The following is a 16,732-nucleotide window of genomic DNA, read 5'->3' on the forward strand; positions in this document are numbered from 1 at the left end:
ACACGGTAACATCAAACCCCAAGTGACTTGTCTCGCTTGGGGTTTGGTGTTACCCAATCTGTGTTACCATTCTGATTATCTACTAAATGTAGAGTTTGCCATTTTTCTTTTATACTTAAATGTCTATACATTTTTAAAAAATATTTATAATATTAGAATAAAAAGAATTATCAGAATAGAGGGATGCGAATCATGTTACATAAAGAGTTAAAGCCATTTCCTAAGTCTTTTTTATGGGGAGCTGCTTCCGCTGCCTATCAAGTAGAGGGAGCGTGGGATGTTGATGGCAAGGGTGTTTCCAACTGGGACCAGTTTGTCCGAATTCCTGGTAAAACGTTTAAAGGTACAACAGGTGATGTAGCAGTCGATCACTATCATCGCTATAAAGAGGATGTCCAGCTGATGGCAGAGATGGGAATGAAGGCTTATCGCTTTTCAGTTGCCTGGACACGGATTTTTCCAAACGGTAAAGGTGTTTTAAATGAAAAGGGAATCGAGTTCTACAGCAATTTAATCAATGAACTAAAGGAAAATAACATCGAACCTGTTCTGACATTATATCACTGGGATTTACCACAGACTCTACAGGATGAGTATGGCGGCTGGGAGTCTCGTAAAATAGTCGAAGACTTTACGAATTACAGTGTAGAACTGTTTAAACGGTTTGGGGATCGTGTGAAATATTGGGTTAGCTTAAACGAACAAAATATTTTTACAATGCTCGGATACCAAATGGCGGCACATCCGCCAGGCGTAAAGGATGACAAATTGTTCTATCAGGTTAATCACCATGCAAATCTTGCTAATGCCAGTGTAATTAAGGAGTTTCGTAAGTATGTTCCTGATGGCAAAATCGGTCCAAGTTTCGCCTATTCACCAGCTTATCCTTACACTTCCCATCCAAAAGATATACTCGCCGCGGAAAATGCAGAAGAGTTAAGGAACCATTGGTGGATGGACATTTATGCCTGGGGTCAATATCCTAAGTCTGCATGGACTTACCTTGAAAATAAGGGGCTTGCGCCTATTGTTGAAGAGGGAGATTTTGAACTTTTAAAACATGGAAAACCTGATTTTATGGGACTAAATTATTATCAGACGACAACTTTTGAAGAAAACTCAATAAAAGGCGGCGTCGGTGCTGGAGAAATGAATACTACTGGAAAAAAAGGAACTTCTAAGGATACTGGAATTCCGGGAGTGTATAAAACAGTTGAGAACCCTAATCTTGAAAAAACCGATTGGGATTGGAATATAGATCCCAATGGTCTAAGAATTGCACTACGTAGAATTACAAATCGTTATCATTTGCCAATATTAATAAGTGAAAATGGGCTTGGGGCTTTTGATAAAGTGGAGGATGGTGATGTTATCAATGACGATTATCGAATCGATTTTATCCGTACTCATATTAATGCCATCCAAGAGGCAATCACTGATGGAGTGGAGATGTTAGGTTATTGTGTCTGGTCTTTCACTGATTTATTAAGTTGGTTAAATGGGTTCCAAAAGCGCTATGGATTTGTGTATATCAATCAGCATGAAGAAGGTAACCACGATCTTCGCCGGATCAAAAAGAAAAGCTTTTATTGGTACAAAGAAGTCATAGAATCAAATGGAGAAAAACGATAAATTTTATCTTTGCAGCCACCCTCAACATTTTTTGTGAGGGATTTTTTTGTTTTTTTTGAAAAGATATTGCTATGTTTCCATAACTCTATGTTTTACGATTCACAAAATAAAATATACACAGTTAACCTCTTTAAGAAAAAATAACCTAGGTAGAAGTTCCTAATTTTATTATTTAAATACAATAAATTGCATAACCATTGTCAAAATTGGTCGAAAATTTAAAATTGACTAAATTTAGCTCGAGTGATAAATTCTAAATCAAGGAAACCGATTTCCAAAACCGATTTCCAAAATCGATTTCCTAAAGCACTTTCACCTTGTCAGGACAAATAGTTTGGCTATAGGAACTCTGTTTCTAAAGTTTTTCAAACGCTTACATAATAGGGAGGGTTGTCAATTAAATCATCGTTTTTGAAGCGGCAATTATTTTAATAAATCTAAAATAAAGGGGAAGATGAACAATGTCTGAAAAAGTACAAAGCTCAACTCTAGTAACTACGAAAGATGATCGCAAAGAAATACTTGAACTGTACAAAGATTTACGTGTAACAGATGTTCGTGACGGAATGGATTGGGTTGGAATGCATGGATATGGAACTGTTCATCACAGCATTAAACCTTTATACCGTACAAAAGTTGTTGGGATTGCTAGAACAGCTCGCTACATGCCATATGAAGGGCCAGCTCCAAGATTAACAGGCGATGAGTATACGGAGTGGGTTAATTGGTACTACCGTGAAGTATGTAATGATCCTTGGGGAGAAGAGATTTTAGAAGGCGACTTTATGGTTATGGATGTAAGCGGTGTCGATGTAGGTATTCTTGGATCTAATAATACCCTAGCTTTTAAGAAGAAAGGCTGCGTGGGTTACTTAACAAATGGCGGTGGTATCCGCGATACCGATGAAGTTATTTTACAAAAAATTCCTGTCTGGTCAAAATTCGTTTCACAAGGAATGGACCAAGCTCGTATCCGCTATGATTCAAAAGATATCCCTGTTGCAATCGGCGGCGTTGCCATTTACCCTGGTGACATTATCGTCGCTGACGGTGATGGAGTTGTCGTTGTTCCAAGAAAATTAGCATATGAGGTTGCCAAATATGCGCACCAAGAGCTAAAAGGCGACAAAGCAGGCCGTAAGAAGCATTATGAAGCGTTAGGCTGGGACTTAGACGAAACCGTTCTATAAAAGCAAATGCCCCTACTTAAAAACTACGATTTAATATGACAATTTGTTAGTAAAGAAGGCTAATAGAATGAAAGATTCTCTATCATTCTATTAGCCCTTATATTATAGGAGGAACTACTACATGGAAATTAGAAGTGTAGGTTTTATTGGGCTTGGTGCGATGGGACTTCCAATGGCAAAAAACCTGATTAAGAATGGCTTTGAATTACATGTGTCGGCTCACCGAAATCGGGGACCGGTTGAGGAATTAACGAAATTTGGCGCGATTGAACACGAATCAGCTGGTGAGATTGTTTCAAACTGTCAAGTGTTAATTAGTATTTTGCCAGCTGACCATGAGATGGAAGCCGTTCTATTATCTGAAGACACGCTAGGACGTATTACACCAGACCATATTTTGATAGAAATGACTTCTGGTTCACCTGAAATGATGAAAAAGGTGAATAACGCTTATCATGAAAAGGGAGCGCGCGTGTTAGACGCCCCTGTGAGTGGAGGAACCATTGGAGCAGAAAATGGTACTTTAACGGTAATGGCAGGCGGGGATACTGAACTCTTAGAAGATTGTCGTCACTTACTTAATGCAATGGCTGAAAATATATACTTAGTCGGTGCAATTGGTGCCGGGAAAGCTATTAAGGCAATTAACCAAATGCTTGCTGGTATTCATATGGCGGCTGCAGCGGAGGCTGTTGCTCTTGCTGAAAAACTTGAGATTGATAAAGAGGTAGTTAAACAAGTAGTTGGAAAAAGCTCCGGTGCTTCCTGGATGCTGGAAAATAAGTTTGATACGCTTTCAGAGCGAAATTATGCACCGGGTTTTAAGCTGAATCTAATGAAGAAAGACATTCAAATTGCTGTAAATGAAGGAGCTGAAAAAGTGCTGCCTCTTGCCTCCTATGTACTTGAACTCTTTGAAAAGGAATCACAAGAAAATGGCGAACTCGATTTCGCAGTAATAGGGAAGAAGCTCTTATCATAATAAAATTTTTTATACTCAATAATGTAAGAACTACCAATATTATAAAAATTCAAAAAGAGCACAAAAAATTATAAAAACTTAATTTAAAGGAGAATCATTAATGAAAAAATTGAGAGCACTTATATTTTCATTGATTTCTGTGTTTCTTTTAGTTGGGGTAGTTGGGTGCAGCAGCGGTGATAGCAGCAAAGAGGCTTCTGGAGACGGCAAGGACGAAAAAGTAGAAATTCGTTTCACTTGGTGGGGAGACACCAAGCGTCATGAAGTGTATAACGGTATTGTTGATCGTTTCGAAGAGAAATATCCAAATATTAAGGTGAAAAGAGAATTTGGTGGCTGGCCGGAATATTGGGAAAAGCTTACCACTCAAATTGCAGGCGGTAACGCACCGGACGTAGTGAGTATGCACCAATTCTATGTATCAGATTATGCACGCCGAAATGCTTTATTAGAGCTAAGTGAATATGTAAGTAACGATACGATAAATCAAAAGGATTTCGCTGAATCTGTTGTTAACAGCGGTAAGGTTGATGACAAGCTATATATGATTGCCCAAGGTGTCACAATGCCGGCTTGGGTTTATAATCCAGCTTTATTTGATAAGTTAGGAGTAGAATATCCGGATCCAAATTGGACGTATGAAGACTTCAGAAATAAGGTATTAGAATTGAAAGAAAAAGGAATTTGGGGAGTATCGGACATGAGTGGCGGACAACCTCAGCCAAATTTCCGATACTTTGTCAGAGCAAACGGACAGGATTTATACACAAAAGATGGAAAACTTGGATTTACGAAAGACGTTCTTGTTAAGTGGTGGACAATGTGGGACGAACTACGTAAGGCAGAAGCGATTCCAGATGCTGCAACTGGTGCGGAGTATGAATCTGCACCATTAGAACAGAACTTATTTGTAACTGGCAAGGTAGCTATGCACCAAATTCCAGCAAACCAGCTTTACCTTTACCAACAGCAATTTAAAGAAGGTGACCTTAAATTAGTTAGAATGCCATCTTTAGAAGGCGGCGAAAAGGGTGAATACATTGAGGGTGCTTACTTAAGTATCACCGCTAAATCGAAACATCCGAAAGAAGCAGCACAATTCATTAACTTCTTCGTCAATGAAGAAAAGGCGTTAGAATTATTCAAAGTGGAACAAGGCTCACCTGGCTCGACTAAAATGGCGGAATATGTAAAACCGCTTCTTGAACCAGCTCAATCGAATGCCGTTGATCTTATCCAGGCAGCATTAAAGGATGCTAGTCCAGCCCCTTATGCCCCTCTAGGTGCTTCCGAGTTAGAAGCAGCATTTAAGGATAGTGCGTCAGCCATTTCCTTTGGAAAAATGTCTGTTGAAGAAGCTGCCGATAAATTTATGAAGCAAGCTGAAAGTATTCTTAAATAAGAAATAGAAGGATTTGGGAATGGAGGGATGCAAATTCCTCCATTCCATTAAATTACATACGAAGGGGGAGTTGGGTTATGCAAACGTTTAAGAAAGCTTGGAGAAGAAATGCGGTGGCTTATATGTTTCTTAGTCCATGGCTTATTGGCTTATTGGGTCTCAGTTTAATTCCAATGGTAACATCTCTCTATCTATCATTTACTAATTATGACATGTTTACTTCTCCGGTATGGACTGGTATGGAAAATTATACGCAAATGTTCGAAGACTCTAAGTATCTAGCGAGTATCAAAGTAACAACTATCTACGTGATGTTGAGTGTACCGCTGCAGCTTATGTTTGCCCTAGGAGTTGCTCTTCTTCTAAATCGTGGTTTAAGAGGACTAAAATTTTACCGGGCAGTCTATTATGTTCCTTCTTTATTTGGCGGCAGTGTTGCGGTTGCATTATTATGGCGTCAGCTGTTTGGCGGCGAAGGATTAATTAATCGCGGGCTTGCTTTATTTGGAATTGAAGGCACCAATTGGATCTCCTCACCTGACACCGCTCTTTATACACTTGTCATTTTAGCTGTATGGCAGTTCGGTGCACCGATGGTAATCTTTTTAGCAGGTTTAAAACAAGTGCCATTGGAGTTATACGAAGCGGCTAGAATTGATGGAGCGAGCAAAATCAAACAATTTTTCAAGATTACGCTCCCAATGATCTCACCGATTGTTCTCTTTAATCTCATTATGCAAATCATTCATGCCTTTCAGGCATTTACTCCAGCCTATATTGTCAGCGGTGGGGAAGGGGGGCCATTAGACTCAACCTTATTCTACACTTTATACCTCTACCAAAAGGCATTTACACATTTCGATATGGGCTATGCAGCCGCAATGGCCTGGATTTTACTTATCGCAATTGCCATCATTACAGCAATCATTTTTGGTACATCGAAAAAATGGGTGTTTTACCAAGAATAGGGGGGAGAAAATGGAAACAAGTAAAGCAGTTATTCAAACCAACAATATTGATATTGTAAAAACAGAAGTGAAGAAAAGTAAGGTGAAACTGTCGATAATCCTTACGCATATCATCATCATCGCAATTGGAATCATCATGCTCTATCCCCTTCTTTGGATGGTAAGCAGTTCTTTTAAAGATAATGTAGATATTTTCAAAGGCACGTCCTTTTTTCCAAAAGAAATCATCTTTGACAACTATATTAAAGGCTGGAATGGTATATCAGGATATACGTTTGCAACCTTTTTTAAAAATTCCCTTTTCATCTGCACTATGGCGATTATTGGAAATGTTATTTCTTGTTCCATGGCAGCCTATGCATTCTCAAGACTAGACTTTGCGTTCAAAAAGGTGTTATTTGCCATCATGCTGATAACCTTGATGCTGCCATTCCATGTTACGGTTATCCCCCAATACATTATGTTTAATAAATTGGAGTGGATCAATACGTTTCTGCCACTGACTTTACCTAAATTTTTAGCAACAGAAGGGTTCTTTATTTTCTTAATGGTCCAGTTTATGCGTACTATTCCGCTTGAATTAGAAGAAGCAGCGAAAATGGATGGGTGCGGGCCAATCAGAATCTACTGGAAACTGATTTTGCCGCTATCTTTACCTGCATTAATTACAACGATGATCTTTACCTTTATTTGGACATGGAATGACTTCTTCTCACAGCTTCTTTATTTAAGCGATATCAAATTACACACAGTAGCAGTGGGACTAAGGATGTTTGTAGACTCTATGGGGGAAAGCTCTTGGGGATCATTATTCGCAATGTCTACAGTATCATTAATTCCCTTGTTTGCAGTATTTATCTTCTTCCAGAAATATTTGATTGAAGGTATTACAGCTGGTGGAGTTAAGGGGTAAAATTATAGTGATAGTAAATTTTTCCACCAAATTACTCTACTAATGGGGTTATTATATGAAACTAACGATTGCAGATGTTGCTAAAATGGCTAAAGTCTCCAAATCAACGGTATCACGGATTATTAATGGTAACTATGAACAGAACACCGAAGAAACGGTAAAAAGAGTGTTAAAAGTAATTGAAGAACTGGATTATAAACCCAATGCATTGGCTAGGAGTTTAAAACTTACCAAAACAAATATTATTGGGATAATTTTATCCAATTTGCAAAATCCTTTTTGGGCAAATGTACTTGAAGGGGTTGAAGACACTTGTCATCACCTTGGTTATCATCTAATGATCTTCAATTCAAATGATAATGCAGCATTGGAAGAAGAGCATTTTCGATCTTTTGAAAGTCGTCAATTGGATGGAATGCTGGTGAATCCTACACTCCAAAACATTGAACTATATCAAAAGTTTACGAATAATGGATTTCCCTTTGTTGCCATAAATCGGAAAATCTATGGAATGGATGTAAACACCATCACCGTTAATAATATTGAAGGTGCAAAATTAGCTGTTAATCATTTAATTACATCGGCTAGAAAGAAAATCGCGATTTTTCTCTATCCACCTGATGGGGTGAGTCCAAGAATTGAAAGATTAGAAGGTTACAAGCAAGCACTTACAGAGAACGGAATAGAAATTGATCCTTCATTAATCGAGGTTATAAATGAGAAAAAAGGGGAAGTGGAGGAAGCGGTTCGAAAACTGCTGACCAGGAGTAACCCACCCGATGCAATTTTTTCTACAAATTCACTCATGACACTGGAAGTCCTAGAGGGAATTAATAAGATTAACAGGAAGATTCCGGACGATATTGCTTTGGTTGGTTATGATGAAACAGTTTGGTCGAAGTACCTAAATCCATCCCTAACCACCGTCAAGCAGCCTGCTTATGAAATGGGAGAAATGGCAGCTAGAAAATTGATTCAAATGATTGAATCAAAGAAAGATAGAAAGAAGATAGAATCAGAAATTGTTTCCTTAGCTCCATCACTAATTATTCGAGATTCATGTGGAGCAACAAAGAGCGGTAGCGCCCATTCAGCGAAGTACACGAATCTTTAAAACTGGGTTGTGATCAAAAAAGGAGGAGTAATACATGGCTAATATCGGGTTTAGAATTTTACCTATGAAAAGGAAAGTAGAAAGGTCAGTTGTCGAGCAATATCGAAATGTTGTCACTCCTCACATTAGTGATAATTTAAATAGGGTCTATGCTATAGGCAGTAATCTACGCCCTTACCATAAAGAAGGCAGATTGTTAGGAACTGCCTTGACAGTGAGAACTAGACCTGGTGATAATCTGCTGGTTCACAAAGCGATTGATATGGCAGAGCCGGGTGATGTTATTGTTGTAGATGCAGGCGGGGATACTACCAACTCCATTGTTGGAGAAATTATGATGCAGATTGCTAGAAAAAAAGGGATTACCGGCTTTGTTATTGATGGCGCCATTAGAGACTTGGGTGCGTTCGAAAGAGACAATTTCCCCGTATATGCTAAAGGTGTGACTCATCGCGGGCCTTATAAGGATGGTCCAGGTGAAGTTAACGTCCCGATTGTAGTTGATGGCATGCTTGTTCATCCAGGGGATTTAATTGTCGGTGACGAGGATGGCTTGGCAGTGGTTCCATATGAATTCGCAGAAGAGGTTCTTCACAAGGTCAAAGCTCAGGAGATTCGTGAAAAGGAAATCTTAGATTCTATTGAAAACGGTACAATAGATAGAAGCTGGGTAGATGAAACACTAAAGCAGAGAGGCTGTGAGCTGAATGACCTTGCCAAACAGGTTTGATTGGGAAAAACTACAGCAATTTTGTTTCCAGGTGTTTAAAAACGCAGGGGTTTCGAAAGAAAATGCTGAAACTGTAGCTGAATCCTTAATTCAAGCAGATCTGCGCGGTGTCGATTCCCATGGTGTTGTCCGAACAGCTATATATATAGAAAGAATTGAAAAAAACATGATGAATCCTTTTGCTGTCCCTACAGTGGAGTCAGAGGATTTTGCAACAGTGTTAGTAAATGGAAACAACAATATCGGAGCGGTAGTCGGGAAAAAGGCGGTTGAGATTGCTTTGGAAAAAGCAAAAGAACGGGGAGCTGCTATCGTAGGGGTAAAAGGCTCGAATCACTTTGGGACTGGTGCTTACTATGCATTAAAGGCCATAGAGAAAGACATGATTTTATTGGTGATGTCTAATGCCTCACAAACCATGCCACCAACGGGAGGGAAACGACCGTTCATCGGAACAAATCCATTGGCGATTGGTGTACCTGCGGGAAATGAGCCCCCATTTTTGTTAGATATGGCTACAAGTGTTGTCGCACGAGGAAAAATTATTGTTGCTTCTCAAAAAGGCGAAGAGATTCCACTAGGATGGGCAGTGGATAAGGACGGAATTCCAACGACAAATGCCGAGGCAGCGCTAGACGGGGCTGTTCTTCCAGTAGGTGGCCCTAAAGGTTACGCAATTTCAATGTTTATAGATATTTTAGCTGGTGTCTTAACAGGTGCGGGCTTCGGTAAGTACGTAAACAATATGTATGAGAATTGGGAGAAGCCCCAAAACGTAGGCCATATTTTTATCGCTATTGATATTAACCGTTTTATCCCAATTGAATTGTTCAAGGAACGGATGGATCGCTACATATCTGAAATTAAGGCGGAACCTAAAGCAGATGGTGTTGAAGAAATTCTCATCCCTGGAGAACTTGAATTACGAAAGACGTTAGAGCGTCAGCAAAATGGTATTGAACTCCCCGATAAAGTAGTGAAAGAACTTTATGAAATTGGAAAAAGATATGCGGTCGATCTATCAAAAGCTGCATTTATAGAAAAAAATGTTCTAGAGCACAAGGAGGTAATTAACTAATGATGACATTAACTAATTTTCGTTATGAGGTTCCGACAGCAATAGAATTTGGCAGGGGCTATGTAAATAAATTGAATGAACATGTATTGAAGCTAGGCGGAACAAAGGTCTTAATTGTCGGCGACCCAGGTGTATTGCATGCGGGGATTGTTCAAAGATTGGAAGCTCCGCTTGAGACTGCTGGAATTCCATATACCATCTTTACAGAAGTCGGCATGGAGGCAACGATTGAGTCGGTGGATAGCGGTACTGAACTTGCTAAAGAAAACGGATGTGATCTTGTTGTCGGTGTTGGCGGCGGAAGTGCTCTTGATACGGCAAAAGCCATTGGGCTGATGTTAAAAAATCCTGGCAATATTCGTGATTATATTGGAATTGATTTGGTACCAGGACCTGGTGCTCCTGTTATTGCGATTCCGACTACTGCAGGGACAGGGAGTGAAATGACAAGATTTTCTGTATTATCCGATAAAACTGCACAAGCAAAATTAAGTGTTGGCAGCATGTATAATTGTCCTGCTCTAGCTCTGTGTGATCCGGAGTTGACCGTTACATTACCACCTCATCTCACCGCTTCCACCGGAATGGATGCCTTAACACATGCACTAGAATCGTATGTAAATAAAGCTACCCAGCCGATCTCAGAAGCGCTGTCCATTCAAGCTATGACTCTTATCGCAAAAAGCCTTAGATTGGCAGTTGTTCAAGGTGAAAATATCGAGGCTCGCCATGATATGCTTTTGGCAAGCACAATTGCTGCGATGGCGTTCAATACCACAAGGCTGGGATTGGCACACGCTCTTGCTATGCCGCTTGGAGCCTATTTTAAAATTCCACACGGTGTTGTTAACGCCATTCTTTTACCTGAGGTAATGAAGTTTAATATTATTGGAAATCCACATAAATTTGCAGAAATCGCGAGAATCTTTGGTGAAAACACAGATTCATTGTCAGTAAGAGAAGCAGCTGAGCGATCAGTATCTGCGATTCGCCAATTAAATAAAGATATTGGTATTACACAAACTTTATCAGATTATGGTGTCACAGAAGAACACCTTGACTTGATTGTCGATGAAGCCATTTTGTCTGGTAATGTGCCAGTTAATCCTGTTAAAACAACTAAGGAAGACTTGAAGAATATTTGCAGGGCACTTATGGTTCCTAACGTAAAAGAAAAAGTATTGATCAATAATCTATAAAATTTGGAGTGATTACCATGACTGTAGCAGCGACTTCGAGTATGGTTGACTGGTTAAGAGAAAGTGAGAAAAAGGAATACGGTAACTTTATTAATGGTGAATGGGTAAAGAGTTCAAGTGGGAAGACCTTCCCGATTTACAATTCAGCAAAAAATAATCAACTGTTAGGAATGTTTCAGGATTCAGTAGAAAATGATGTCAATCAAGCGGTAGAAGCGGCGAACGAAGCCTTTAAGAGTTGGTCCAAGCTTCCTGGACCAGACAGGGGAGCGATTTTATTCCGTCTAGCAGATTTGCTTGAAAAAAATGTGGAAGAATTAGCCTACATGCTTTCTGCTGAACAGGGTAAAACGCTGGCTGAGTCTAAAGGTGAGGTATACCGTGCAGCAAAAGAAGCACGGTTTTGTGGAGGAGAAGCATTTCGCATTGAGGGAAGTACGCTTCCGGGTGAACGAAGCAATGTTTGGAGTTCTACCATTCGCAAGCCAATAGGTGTTATTGCAGCCATTGCTCCTTGGAACTTCCCGGTTGTCACGCCTGTTAGAAAAATTGCTCCCGCTCTGGCATATGGCTGTACCGTTGTCTATAAGCCAGCTTCGGTAACACCTTGGACATCAGTAAAGCTGATGGAATTATTAGCAGAAGCAGGTGTACCAAATGGTGTTGTCAATCTAGTTGTCGGCAGTGGTTCAAAGGTTGGTGACCCGCTCGTGAATCATCCGCTTGTAAAAGGAATTAGCTTCACAGGTTCCTCTAACCTAGGTCTAGAAATCAACCAGAAGGCAGCAGGACGATTAGCGAAAACCCAGCTTGAGCTTGGCGGTAAGAATCCGGCTGTCGTTCTAGATTATACAGATCCTGCAGCTGTTGCAAAACAAATTGTTTCCGCTGCATTTGCGGCTAGCGGTCAGCGCTGTACTTCTATTAGCCGTGTTATTGTGGTCAAAGAGAAGAGGGAAGAGATTACAGAAGCGCTTCTTCAAGAAATGATGAAAATAAAAGTAGGGTCAGCCTGGGAATCAGGTGCTACGATGGGTCCCCTTATTAATAAGAGACATTTAGATTCTGTTCAAGAATATATTAAAGTTGGTTTGGAAGAAGGTGCCCGCCTTCGTTTTGGAGGCGAAGTTTTGACCGAGGGCGAATTCTCCGAAGGAGCCTTCATGAAACCAGCCCTTTTAGATTTGGTTACTCCAGAAATGCGAGTGGCAAAGGAAGAGATCTTTGGACCCGTTCTTTGTGTGATTGAGGTGGAAAATAAGACAGAAGCACTAGAAGTGGCGAATAATGTGGAATATGGATTGGCGGCTTCTATTTTCACTGATAAAGTTTCCTCTGCTTATCAATTTGCTGAAGATGTTGAAGCAGGGATGGTTCATATTAATCATGGTACAGCTAGTGCAGCTCATGCTCCATTTGGAGGAGTAAAGCAATCGGGTGCCGGAGCATTTTCAATCGGCAGTTCGAATGTGGAGTTTTTTACGGATTTAAAAGTGATTTACTTTGAATATTAATCTATTAAGGTAACCATCTATACAGGCACAGTTATCCGGAATTTTATGGCTGACTGTTCCTGTTCCTTTTTTTGTGAAAAAGTTAAGAAGGGATAGAGATGAAAGTAGTCATTGCTTCAGATCCGATTAAAGGGTCTATTTCTGCAAAAGATATATGTGAGGCCATATAAGATTGAGGGTTAAAACCAGTAGAGAGTATGGGAAAGGAAGGACCACGAGATGAAACCAAAGGTATATATTACGAGAAAAGTACCGGCAGAGATTGTGACTAAGATAGAAGATTATTGTCAAGTCAGGATGTGGGACGAAGCTGATATTCCTGTACCACGCGCGGTGTTAGAAGAAGAAATTAAAGATGTAGAGGGACTGTTCTGCTTGCTTACAGAGAATATTGACAGGGAGTTACTAGGAAAAGCTGAACAGTTGAAGGTGATCAGCAACATGGCGGTTGGCTACAACAATGTCGATATTAAGGCTGCAAAGGAAAAAGGTATTACCGTCACAAATACACCTGGTGTTTTAACTGAGACAACTGCTGATTTAACATTTGCACTCCTGATGGCTGCTTCAAGGAGATTAATAGAGTCCTCGGATTATTTAAGAAGCGGGAATTGGAAAACCTGGTCTCCTATGCAATTAACCGGGCAGGATATTTACGGGGCTACTTTAGGTATTATTGGAATGGGAAGAATTGGCGCATCACTTGCCAAAAGAGCACGTGGCTTTGACATGGATATCCTTTACTATAACCGCAGCCGCAAGTACGATTTAGAGGAAGAATTGAATCTAACCTTTACAGAAATGGACTCATTATTAAAGCAGTCCGATTTTATATGTATTATGACGCCTTACACTCCAGAAACAAAAAATCTTATTGGTTCCCGTGAATTATCCTTAATGAAAAACACTGCGATTTTAATTAATACCGCACGTGGTGGAATTGTAAATGAGGAAGCCCTTTTTCATGCATTAAAAAAAGGAGAAATATGGGCTGCAGGACTTGATGTTTTTGAACAAGAGCCTGTTTCACTTGATCACCCATTGCTTTCTCTTCCGAATGTAGTCACATTACCTCACATTGGCAGCGCCAGTATTAAGACAAGAATGAAAATGGCCGATTTAGCAGCAGATAACCTGCTATTGGTGCTTCAAAATCAATCTCCTAAACACGTGGTGGTGTGAAATATGGAAAATAAACATGGGAATGTGATACCAGATGGATTTTTTTGGGGAGGGGCAGTGACCTCCTTTCAGACGGAAGGTGCCTGGAATGAAGATGGAAAGGGGCCTTCCATTGTCGACGCTCGTCCAGTTAAGGAAGGACAATCTGACTGGAAGGTTGCCGTTGATTTCTATCATCGTTATAAAGAAGATATTGCTTTGTTTAAAGAATTAGGCTTTACTGCTTACCGGACGAGTATATCTTGGTCAAGAATTTTTCCAGACGGTGAAGGTGAAGTAAATGAAAAGGGCCTGCAGTTTTATGATGATTTGTTTGATGAGTTGCTTGCAAATGGAATTCAACCGATTGTGACCCTTTACCATTTTGATTTACCGCTTGCGCTGGCAGAAAAATATAACGGCTTCGCTTCCCGAAAAGTGGTGGAGTTATTTCATACTTACGCAAGAACGGTGTTTACGCGCTACAGGAACAAGGTAAAATATTGGCTAACCTTTAACGAGCAAAATCTTGTAGTAACAAACCCTCAATTTTGGGGTGTAAAAACAGAGGGTGCAGAAAATGAAGAAGCTTTACGCTATCAAGTCACCCATAATGCTTTTATTGCACACGCCAAAGCGGTTCAATCGCTTCATGAACTTGTACCAGGAGGGCAAATGGCGGGTATGGTTACCTATATGGCTACCTATCCCAATACCTGTAAGCCTGAAGATGCCATTGCTAATATGAAAGCAAAAGAGCTTTTAATTGATTTTTATTTTGATGTTTTTAGCCATGGAGAATATCCGACTTACGTGACACGTAACTTGAAAAGAAAAGGAATTATGCCTGTATTTGAAGATGGTGATGCAGAGTTATTAAAGGCAAACACCGTTGATTATTTAAGTATCAGCTACTATCAAAGCCAAACGGTGAGTGCGGAAATCATCAATGGCAGCCATCTTATTGAAGGGGTTACTCCAAATCCCCATTTAAAAGCAAATGAATGGGGCTGGTCCATTGACCCCATTGGACTAAGAGTAGCCTTAAAAGATATGCATGCTCGTTATCGCCTGCCAATTTTTATAACAGAAAATGGAATTGGTGTCCGCGAAGAATTAAATGAAACTAACACTGTAGTCGACGATTATCGTATTCAGTATTTAAGTGAACATATTAAGCAGATGAAGCTTGCAATAGAAGAGGGAGTCGACGTTTTCGGCTATCTTACTTGGGGTTCCACGGATCTTATTAGCTCTGGAGGTCAATTTGAGAAACGGTATGGCTTCATTTATGTTAACCGTGGCGAAACAGATTTACGAGATTTAAGGCGGTATAAGAAAAAGAGTTTTGATTGGTATAAACGCGTAATTGCAACAAACGGAGCGGAATTAGATTTTAAGTAAATTGTTTTGGCTGATAACGTCTAGTTGGAATTCAACTGGAGGATTACGAAACCGCCTATGTTAAATCAATTAGTATCGAGTGATTTTGAAGTGTAGTAATTGAATCATAAGAAACACAAAGCTTGTTTGGATGATTAAGCCCGACACAACTAAATGGATAGGATTGATTTTTAATCATGAAGAAACCTGTATTTTCCATCCTGAAAGAAAACGTTTTGTTTGTATGGAGAATTCCTTCTTTTCCAGTCCTATTCTTATTAAATTTTAACTTTGGATTATCGACATCCTTTTTTGTACCTTTTTCCTCGTTATTCGGGATTGATGAGGTCGGAATGAGTAATACAGCCTTTGGATTTTTTATGACTCTTTTGGCCATAGGCGGCGTATCGATTAGCAGTTTGATCGCCAAAAGGTCTGATACTAGTATGAGCAGGAAAAGGCTGTTAATCCTAACGTCCCTGACAGGAGTGTTAGGCTATACATGCTTTGCTTTTTTGAGAAATTATTTTGCACTGGCATTTACGGCCTTTTTTCTGCTTGGGGCAACGGCCGCTTCCGTTCCCCAATTATGGGCCTATGCTCGTGATATCCTGAGGGAAAACAACATACCAAGCAGCAAAACTCCATTAATCATGAATGTTTTCCGCATGTTTTTTGCTCTTTCCTGGACGGTGGGACCAGCCTTAGGAGCATGGCTGCTTTTAACGATCGGTTTTAAGGGGCTGTTTTTAATGGTAGCTGCAAGCCATTTGCTAGCACTGTTAACCATTGTTTTTTTATTAAAGGATGTTGCCAAGCAGGTATTAACTGATAAAGATAAGATTAAGGTAACTAGATGGATCGTCAAGCCGCATATTTTTGTAAATCTTGCCGCTGCATTATTGCTATCTGCAGCAACCTCTATCCATATGTTAAATATGCCCCAATTCGTTACGAAAGTATTGAATGGATCGGAAATGGATGTAGGGGTGATTTTTAGTGTACCTCCAGTTTTTGAGGTTCCAATGATGATTGCTATCGGTGTGTGGGCAACACGAACCGATAACGCCCTATTGGTGAAAATTGGATATGGTTTAGCTTTCACTTATTTCCTTTTGCTTGGGTTTGTTACAGAGCCTTGGCAAATTTATCCGCTTCAATTGATAAGTGCAGCTCATGTTTCCATTACTGCAGGTCTAGCCATATCTTATTTTCAGGATTTTATTCCTGAGGCACCGGGTACGGCAACCACTCTCTATATGAATGTAACCAAAATTGGATCCACTGTTGGCTATCTGTTGTTCGGACTGTTTTCAGAGTTTATAAGCTATGAAAATATGATCAATATTTATTCGTTTTTTGCTGGAGTTGGCTTTCTGATTTTTACTTTCTTTGGAAATGAGAAAATTAAGAGTTCCAAGGGCAAACCAAAAGTTCAGGAGTTATAAAAAATATGGGAGACTGGG

General features: G+C 39.9%; 14 protein-coding genes. All 14 read left to right on the forward strand.

Translation table 11 applies throughout. The features are described 5' to 3' along the window. Positions 1-192 precede the first annotated feature (192 nt). The 14 genes from ACN6MT_RS08850 (at position 193) to ACN6MT_RS08915 (ending at position 16,714) form a co-directional block, all read left to right on the forward strand. Complete coding sequence (locus ACN6MT_RS08850; RefSeq protein WP_419955585.1) at positions 193-1,632, forward strand: glycoside hydrolase family 1 protein; 1,440 nt, start codon at positions 193-195, stop codon at positions 1,630-1,632. 461 nt (positions 1,633-2,093) lie between these two features. Then, the gene (locus ACN6MT_RS08855; protein WP_052106344.1) at positions 2,094-2,822 is read left to right on the forward strand and encodes an RraA family protein; all 729 of its coding nucleotides are present in this window, start codon (positions 2,094-2,096) and stop codon (positions 2,820-2,822) included. A 121-nt stretch (positions 2,823-2,943) separates the two neighbouring features. Further along, entirely contained in the window at positions 2,944-3,804 is an 861-nt protein-coding gene (locus ACN6MT_RS08860) for an NAD(P)-dependent oxidoreductase (protein WP_419955586.1), read from the forward strand. A gap of 100 nt (positions 3,805-3,904) precedes the next feature. Beyond that, positions 3,905-5,206, forward strand: coding sequence for an ABC transporter substrate-binding protein (locus tag ACN6MT_RS08865; RefSeq protein WP_419955587.1), 1,302 nt, complete (start codon positions 3,905-3,907; stop codon positions 5,204-5,206). 77 nt (positions 5,207-5,283) lie between these two features. Then, entirely contained in the window at positions 5,284-6,174 is an 891-nt protein-coding gene (locus tag ACN6MT_RS08870) for a carbohydrate ABC transporter permease (RefSeq protein ID WP_419955588.1), read from the forward strand. A 10-nt stretch (positions 6,175-6,184) separates the two neighbouring features. Next, positions 6,185-7,087 carry a carbohydrate ABC transporter permease gene (locus ACN6MT_RS08875; protein ID WP_419955589.1) on the forward strand — a complete coding sequence of 301 codons (903 nt, stop codon included), beginning with the start codon at positions 6,185-6,187 and terminating at the stop codon, positions 7,085-7,087. 55 nt (positions 7,088-7,142) lie between these two features. After that, entirely contained in the window at positions 7,143-8,201 is a 1,059-nt protein-coding gene (locus ACN6MT_RS08880; protein ID WP_419955590.1) for a LacI family DNA-binding transcriptional regulator, read from the forward strand. A gap of 34 nt (positions 8,202-8,235) precedes the next feature. Then, a complete protein-coding gene (locus ACN6MT_RS08885) occupies positions 8,236-8,931 on the forward strand; it encodes an RraA family protein (protein ID WP_419955591.1) in 696 nt (231 codons plus the stop codon). Then, complete coding sequence (locus ACN6MT_RS08890; protein WP_419955592.1) at positions 8,909-10,009, forward strand: Ldh family oxidoreductase; 1,101 nt, start codon at positions 8,909-8,911, stop codon at positions 10,007-10,009. The genes ACN6MT_RS08885 and ACN6MT_RS08890 overlap by 23 nt, the downstream gene beginning before the upstream one ends. Next, positions 10,009-11,208, forward strand: coding sequence for an iron-containing alcohol dehydrogenase (locus ACN6MT_RS08895; protein ID WP_419955593.1), 1,200 nt, complete (start codon positions 10,009-10,011; stop codon positions 11,206-11,208). The genes ACN6MT_RS08890 and ACN6MT_RS08895 overlap by 1 nt, the downstream gene beginning before the upstream one ends. A gap of 17 nt (positions 11,209-11,225) precedes the next feature. Beyond that, a complete protein-coding gene (locus tag ACN6MT_RS08900; RefSeq protein WP_419955594.1) occupies positions 11,226-12,722 on the forward strand; it encodes an aldehyde dehydrogenase family protein in 1,497 nt (498 codons plus the stop codon). A 219-nt stretch (positions 12,723-12,941) separates the two neighbouring features. After that, positions 12,942-13,904, forward strand: a complete 963-nt coding sequence (locus ACN6MT_RS08905; protein ID WP_419955595.1) for a 2-hydroxyacid dehydrogenase — start codon at positions 12,942-12,944, stop codon at positions 13,902-13,904. Positions 13,905-13,907: 3 nt separating this feature from the next. Then, the gene (locus ACN6MT_RS08910; RefSeq protein ID WP_419955596.1) at positions 13,908-15,287 is read left to right on the forward strand and encodes a glycoside hydrolase family 1 protein; all 1,380 of its coding nucleotides are present in this window, start codon (positions 13,908-13,910) and stop codon (positions 15,285-15,287) included. 176 nt (positions 15,288-15,463) lie between these two features. Next, a complete protein-coding gene (locus tag ACN6MT_RS08915) occupies positions 15,464-16,714 on the forward strand; it encodes a sugar efflux transporter (protein ID WP_419955597.1) in 1,251 nt (416 codons plus the stop codon). Positions 16,715-16,732 lie beyond the last annotated feature (18 nt).

Source organism: Neobacillus niacini (assembly GCF_048572935.1).
GTDB classification, from domain to species: Bacteria; Bacillota; Bacilli; order Bacillales; family Cytobacillaceae; genus Neobacillus; species Neobacillus niacini.

Excerpts from the sequence above, each read along its gene's own strand:
- ACN6MT_RS08850 (WP_419955585.1), top strand. The coding sequence starts at position 193 with ATGTTACATAAAGAGTTAAAGCCATTTCCTAAGTCTTTTTTATGGGGA.
- ACN6MT_RS08855 (WP_052106344.1), top strand. The coding sequence starts at position 2,094 with ATGTCTGAAAAAGTACAAAGCTCAACTCTAGTAACTACGAAAGATGAT.
- ACN6MT_RS08860 (WP_419955586.1), top strand. The coding sequence starts at position 2,944 with ATGGAAATTAGAAGTGTAGGTTTTATTGGGCTTGGTGCGATGGGACTT.
- ACN6MT_RS08865 (WP_419955587.1), top strand. The coding sequence starts at position 3,905 with ATGAAAAAATTGAGAGCACTTATATTTTCATTGATTTCTGTGTTTCTT.
- ACN6MT_RS08870 (WP_419955588.1), top strand. The coding sequence starts at position 5,284 with ATGCAAACGTTTAAGAAAGCTTGGAGAAGAAATGCGGTGGCTTATATG.
- ACN6MT_RS08875 (WP_419955589.1), top strand. The coding sequence starts at position 6,185 with ATGGAAACAAGTAAAGCAGTTATTCAAACCAACAATATTGATATTGTA.
- ACN6MT_RS08880 (WP_419955590.1), top strand. The coding sequence starts at position 7,143 with ATGAAACTAACGATTGCAGATGTTGCTAAAATGGCTAAAGTCTCCAAA.
- ACN6MT_RS08885 (WP_419955591.1), top strand. The coding sequence starts at position 8,236 with ATGGCTAATATCGGGTTTAGAATTTTACCTATGAAAAGGAAAGTAGAA.
- ACN6MT_RS08890 (WP_419955592.1), top strand. The coding sequence starts at position 8,909 with ATGACCTTGCCAAACAGGTTTGATTGGGAAAAACTACAGCAATTTTGT.
- ACN6MT_RS08895 (WP_419955593.1), top strand. The coding sequence starts at position 10,009 with ATGATGACATTAACTAATTTTCGTTATGAGGTTCCGACAGCAATAGAA.
- ACN6MT_RS08900 (WP_419955594.1), top strand. The coding sequence starts at position 11,226 with ATGACTGTAGCAGCGACTTCGAGTATGGTTGACTGGTTAAGAGAAAGT.
- ACN6MT_RS08905 (WP_419955595.1), top strand. The coding sequence starts at position 12,942 with ATGAAACCAAAGGTATATATTACGAGAAAAGTACCGGCAGAGATTGTG.
- ACN6MT_RS08910 (WP_419955596.1), top strand. The coding sequence starts at position 13,908 with ATGGAAAATAAACATGGGAATGTGATACCAGATGGATTTTTTTGGGGA.
- ACN6MT_RS08915 (WP_419955597.1), top strand. The coding sequence starts at position 15,464 with ATGAAGAAACCTGTATTTTCCATCCTGAAAGAAAACGTTTTGTTTGTA.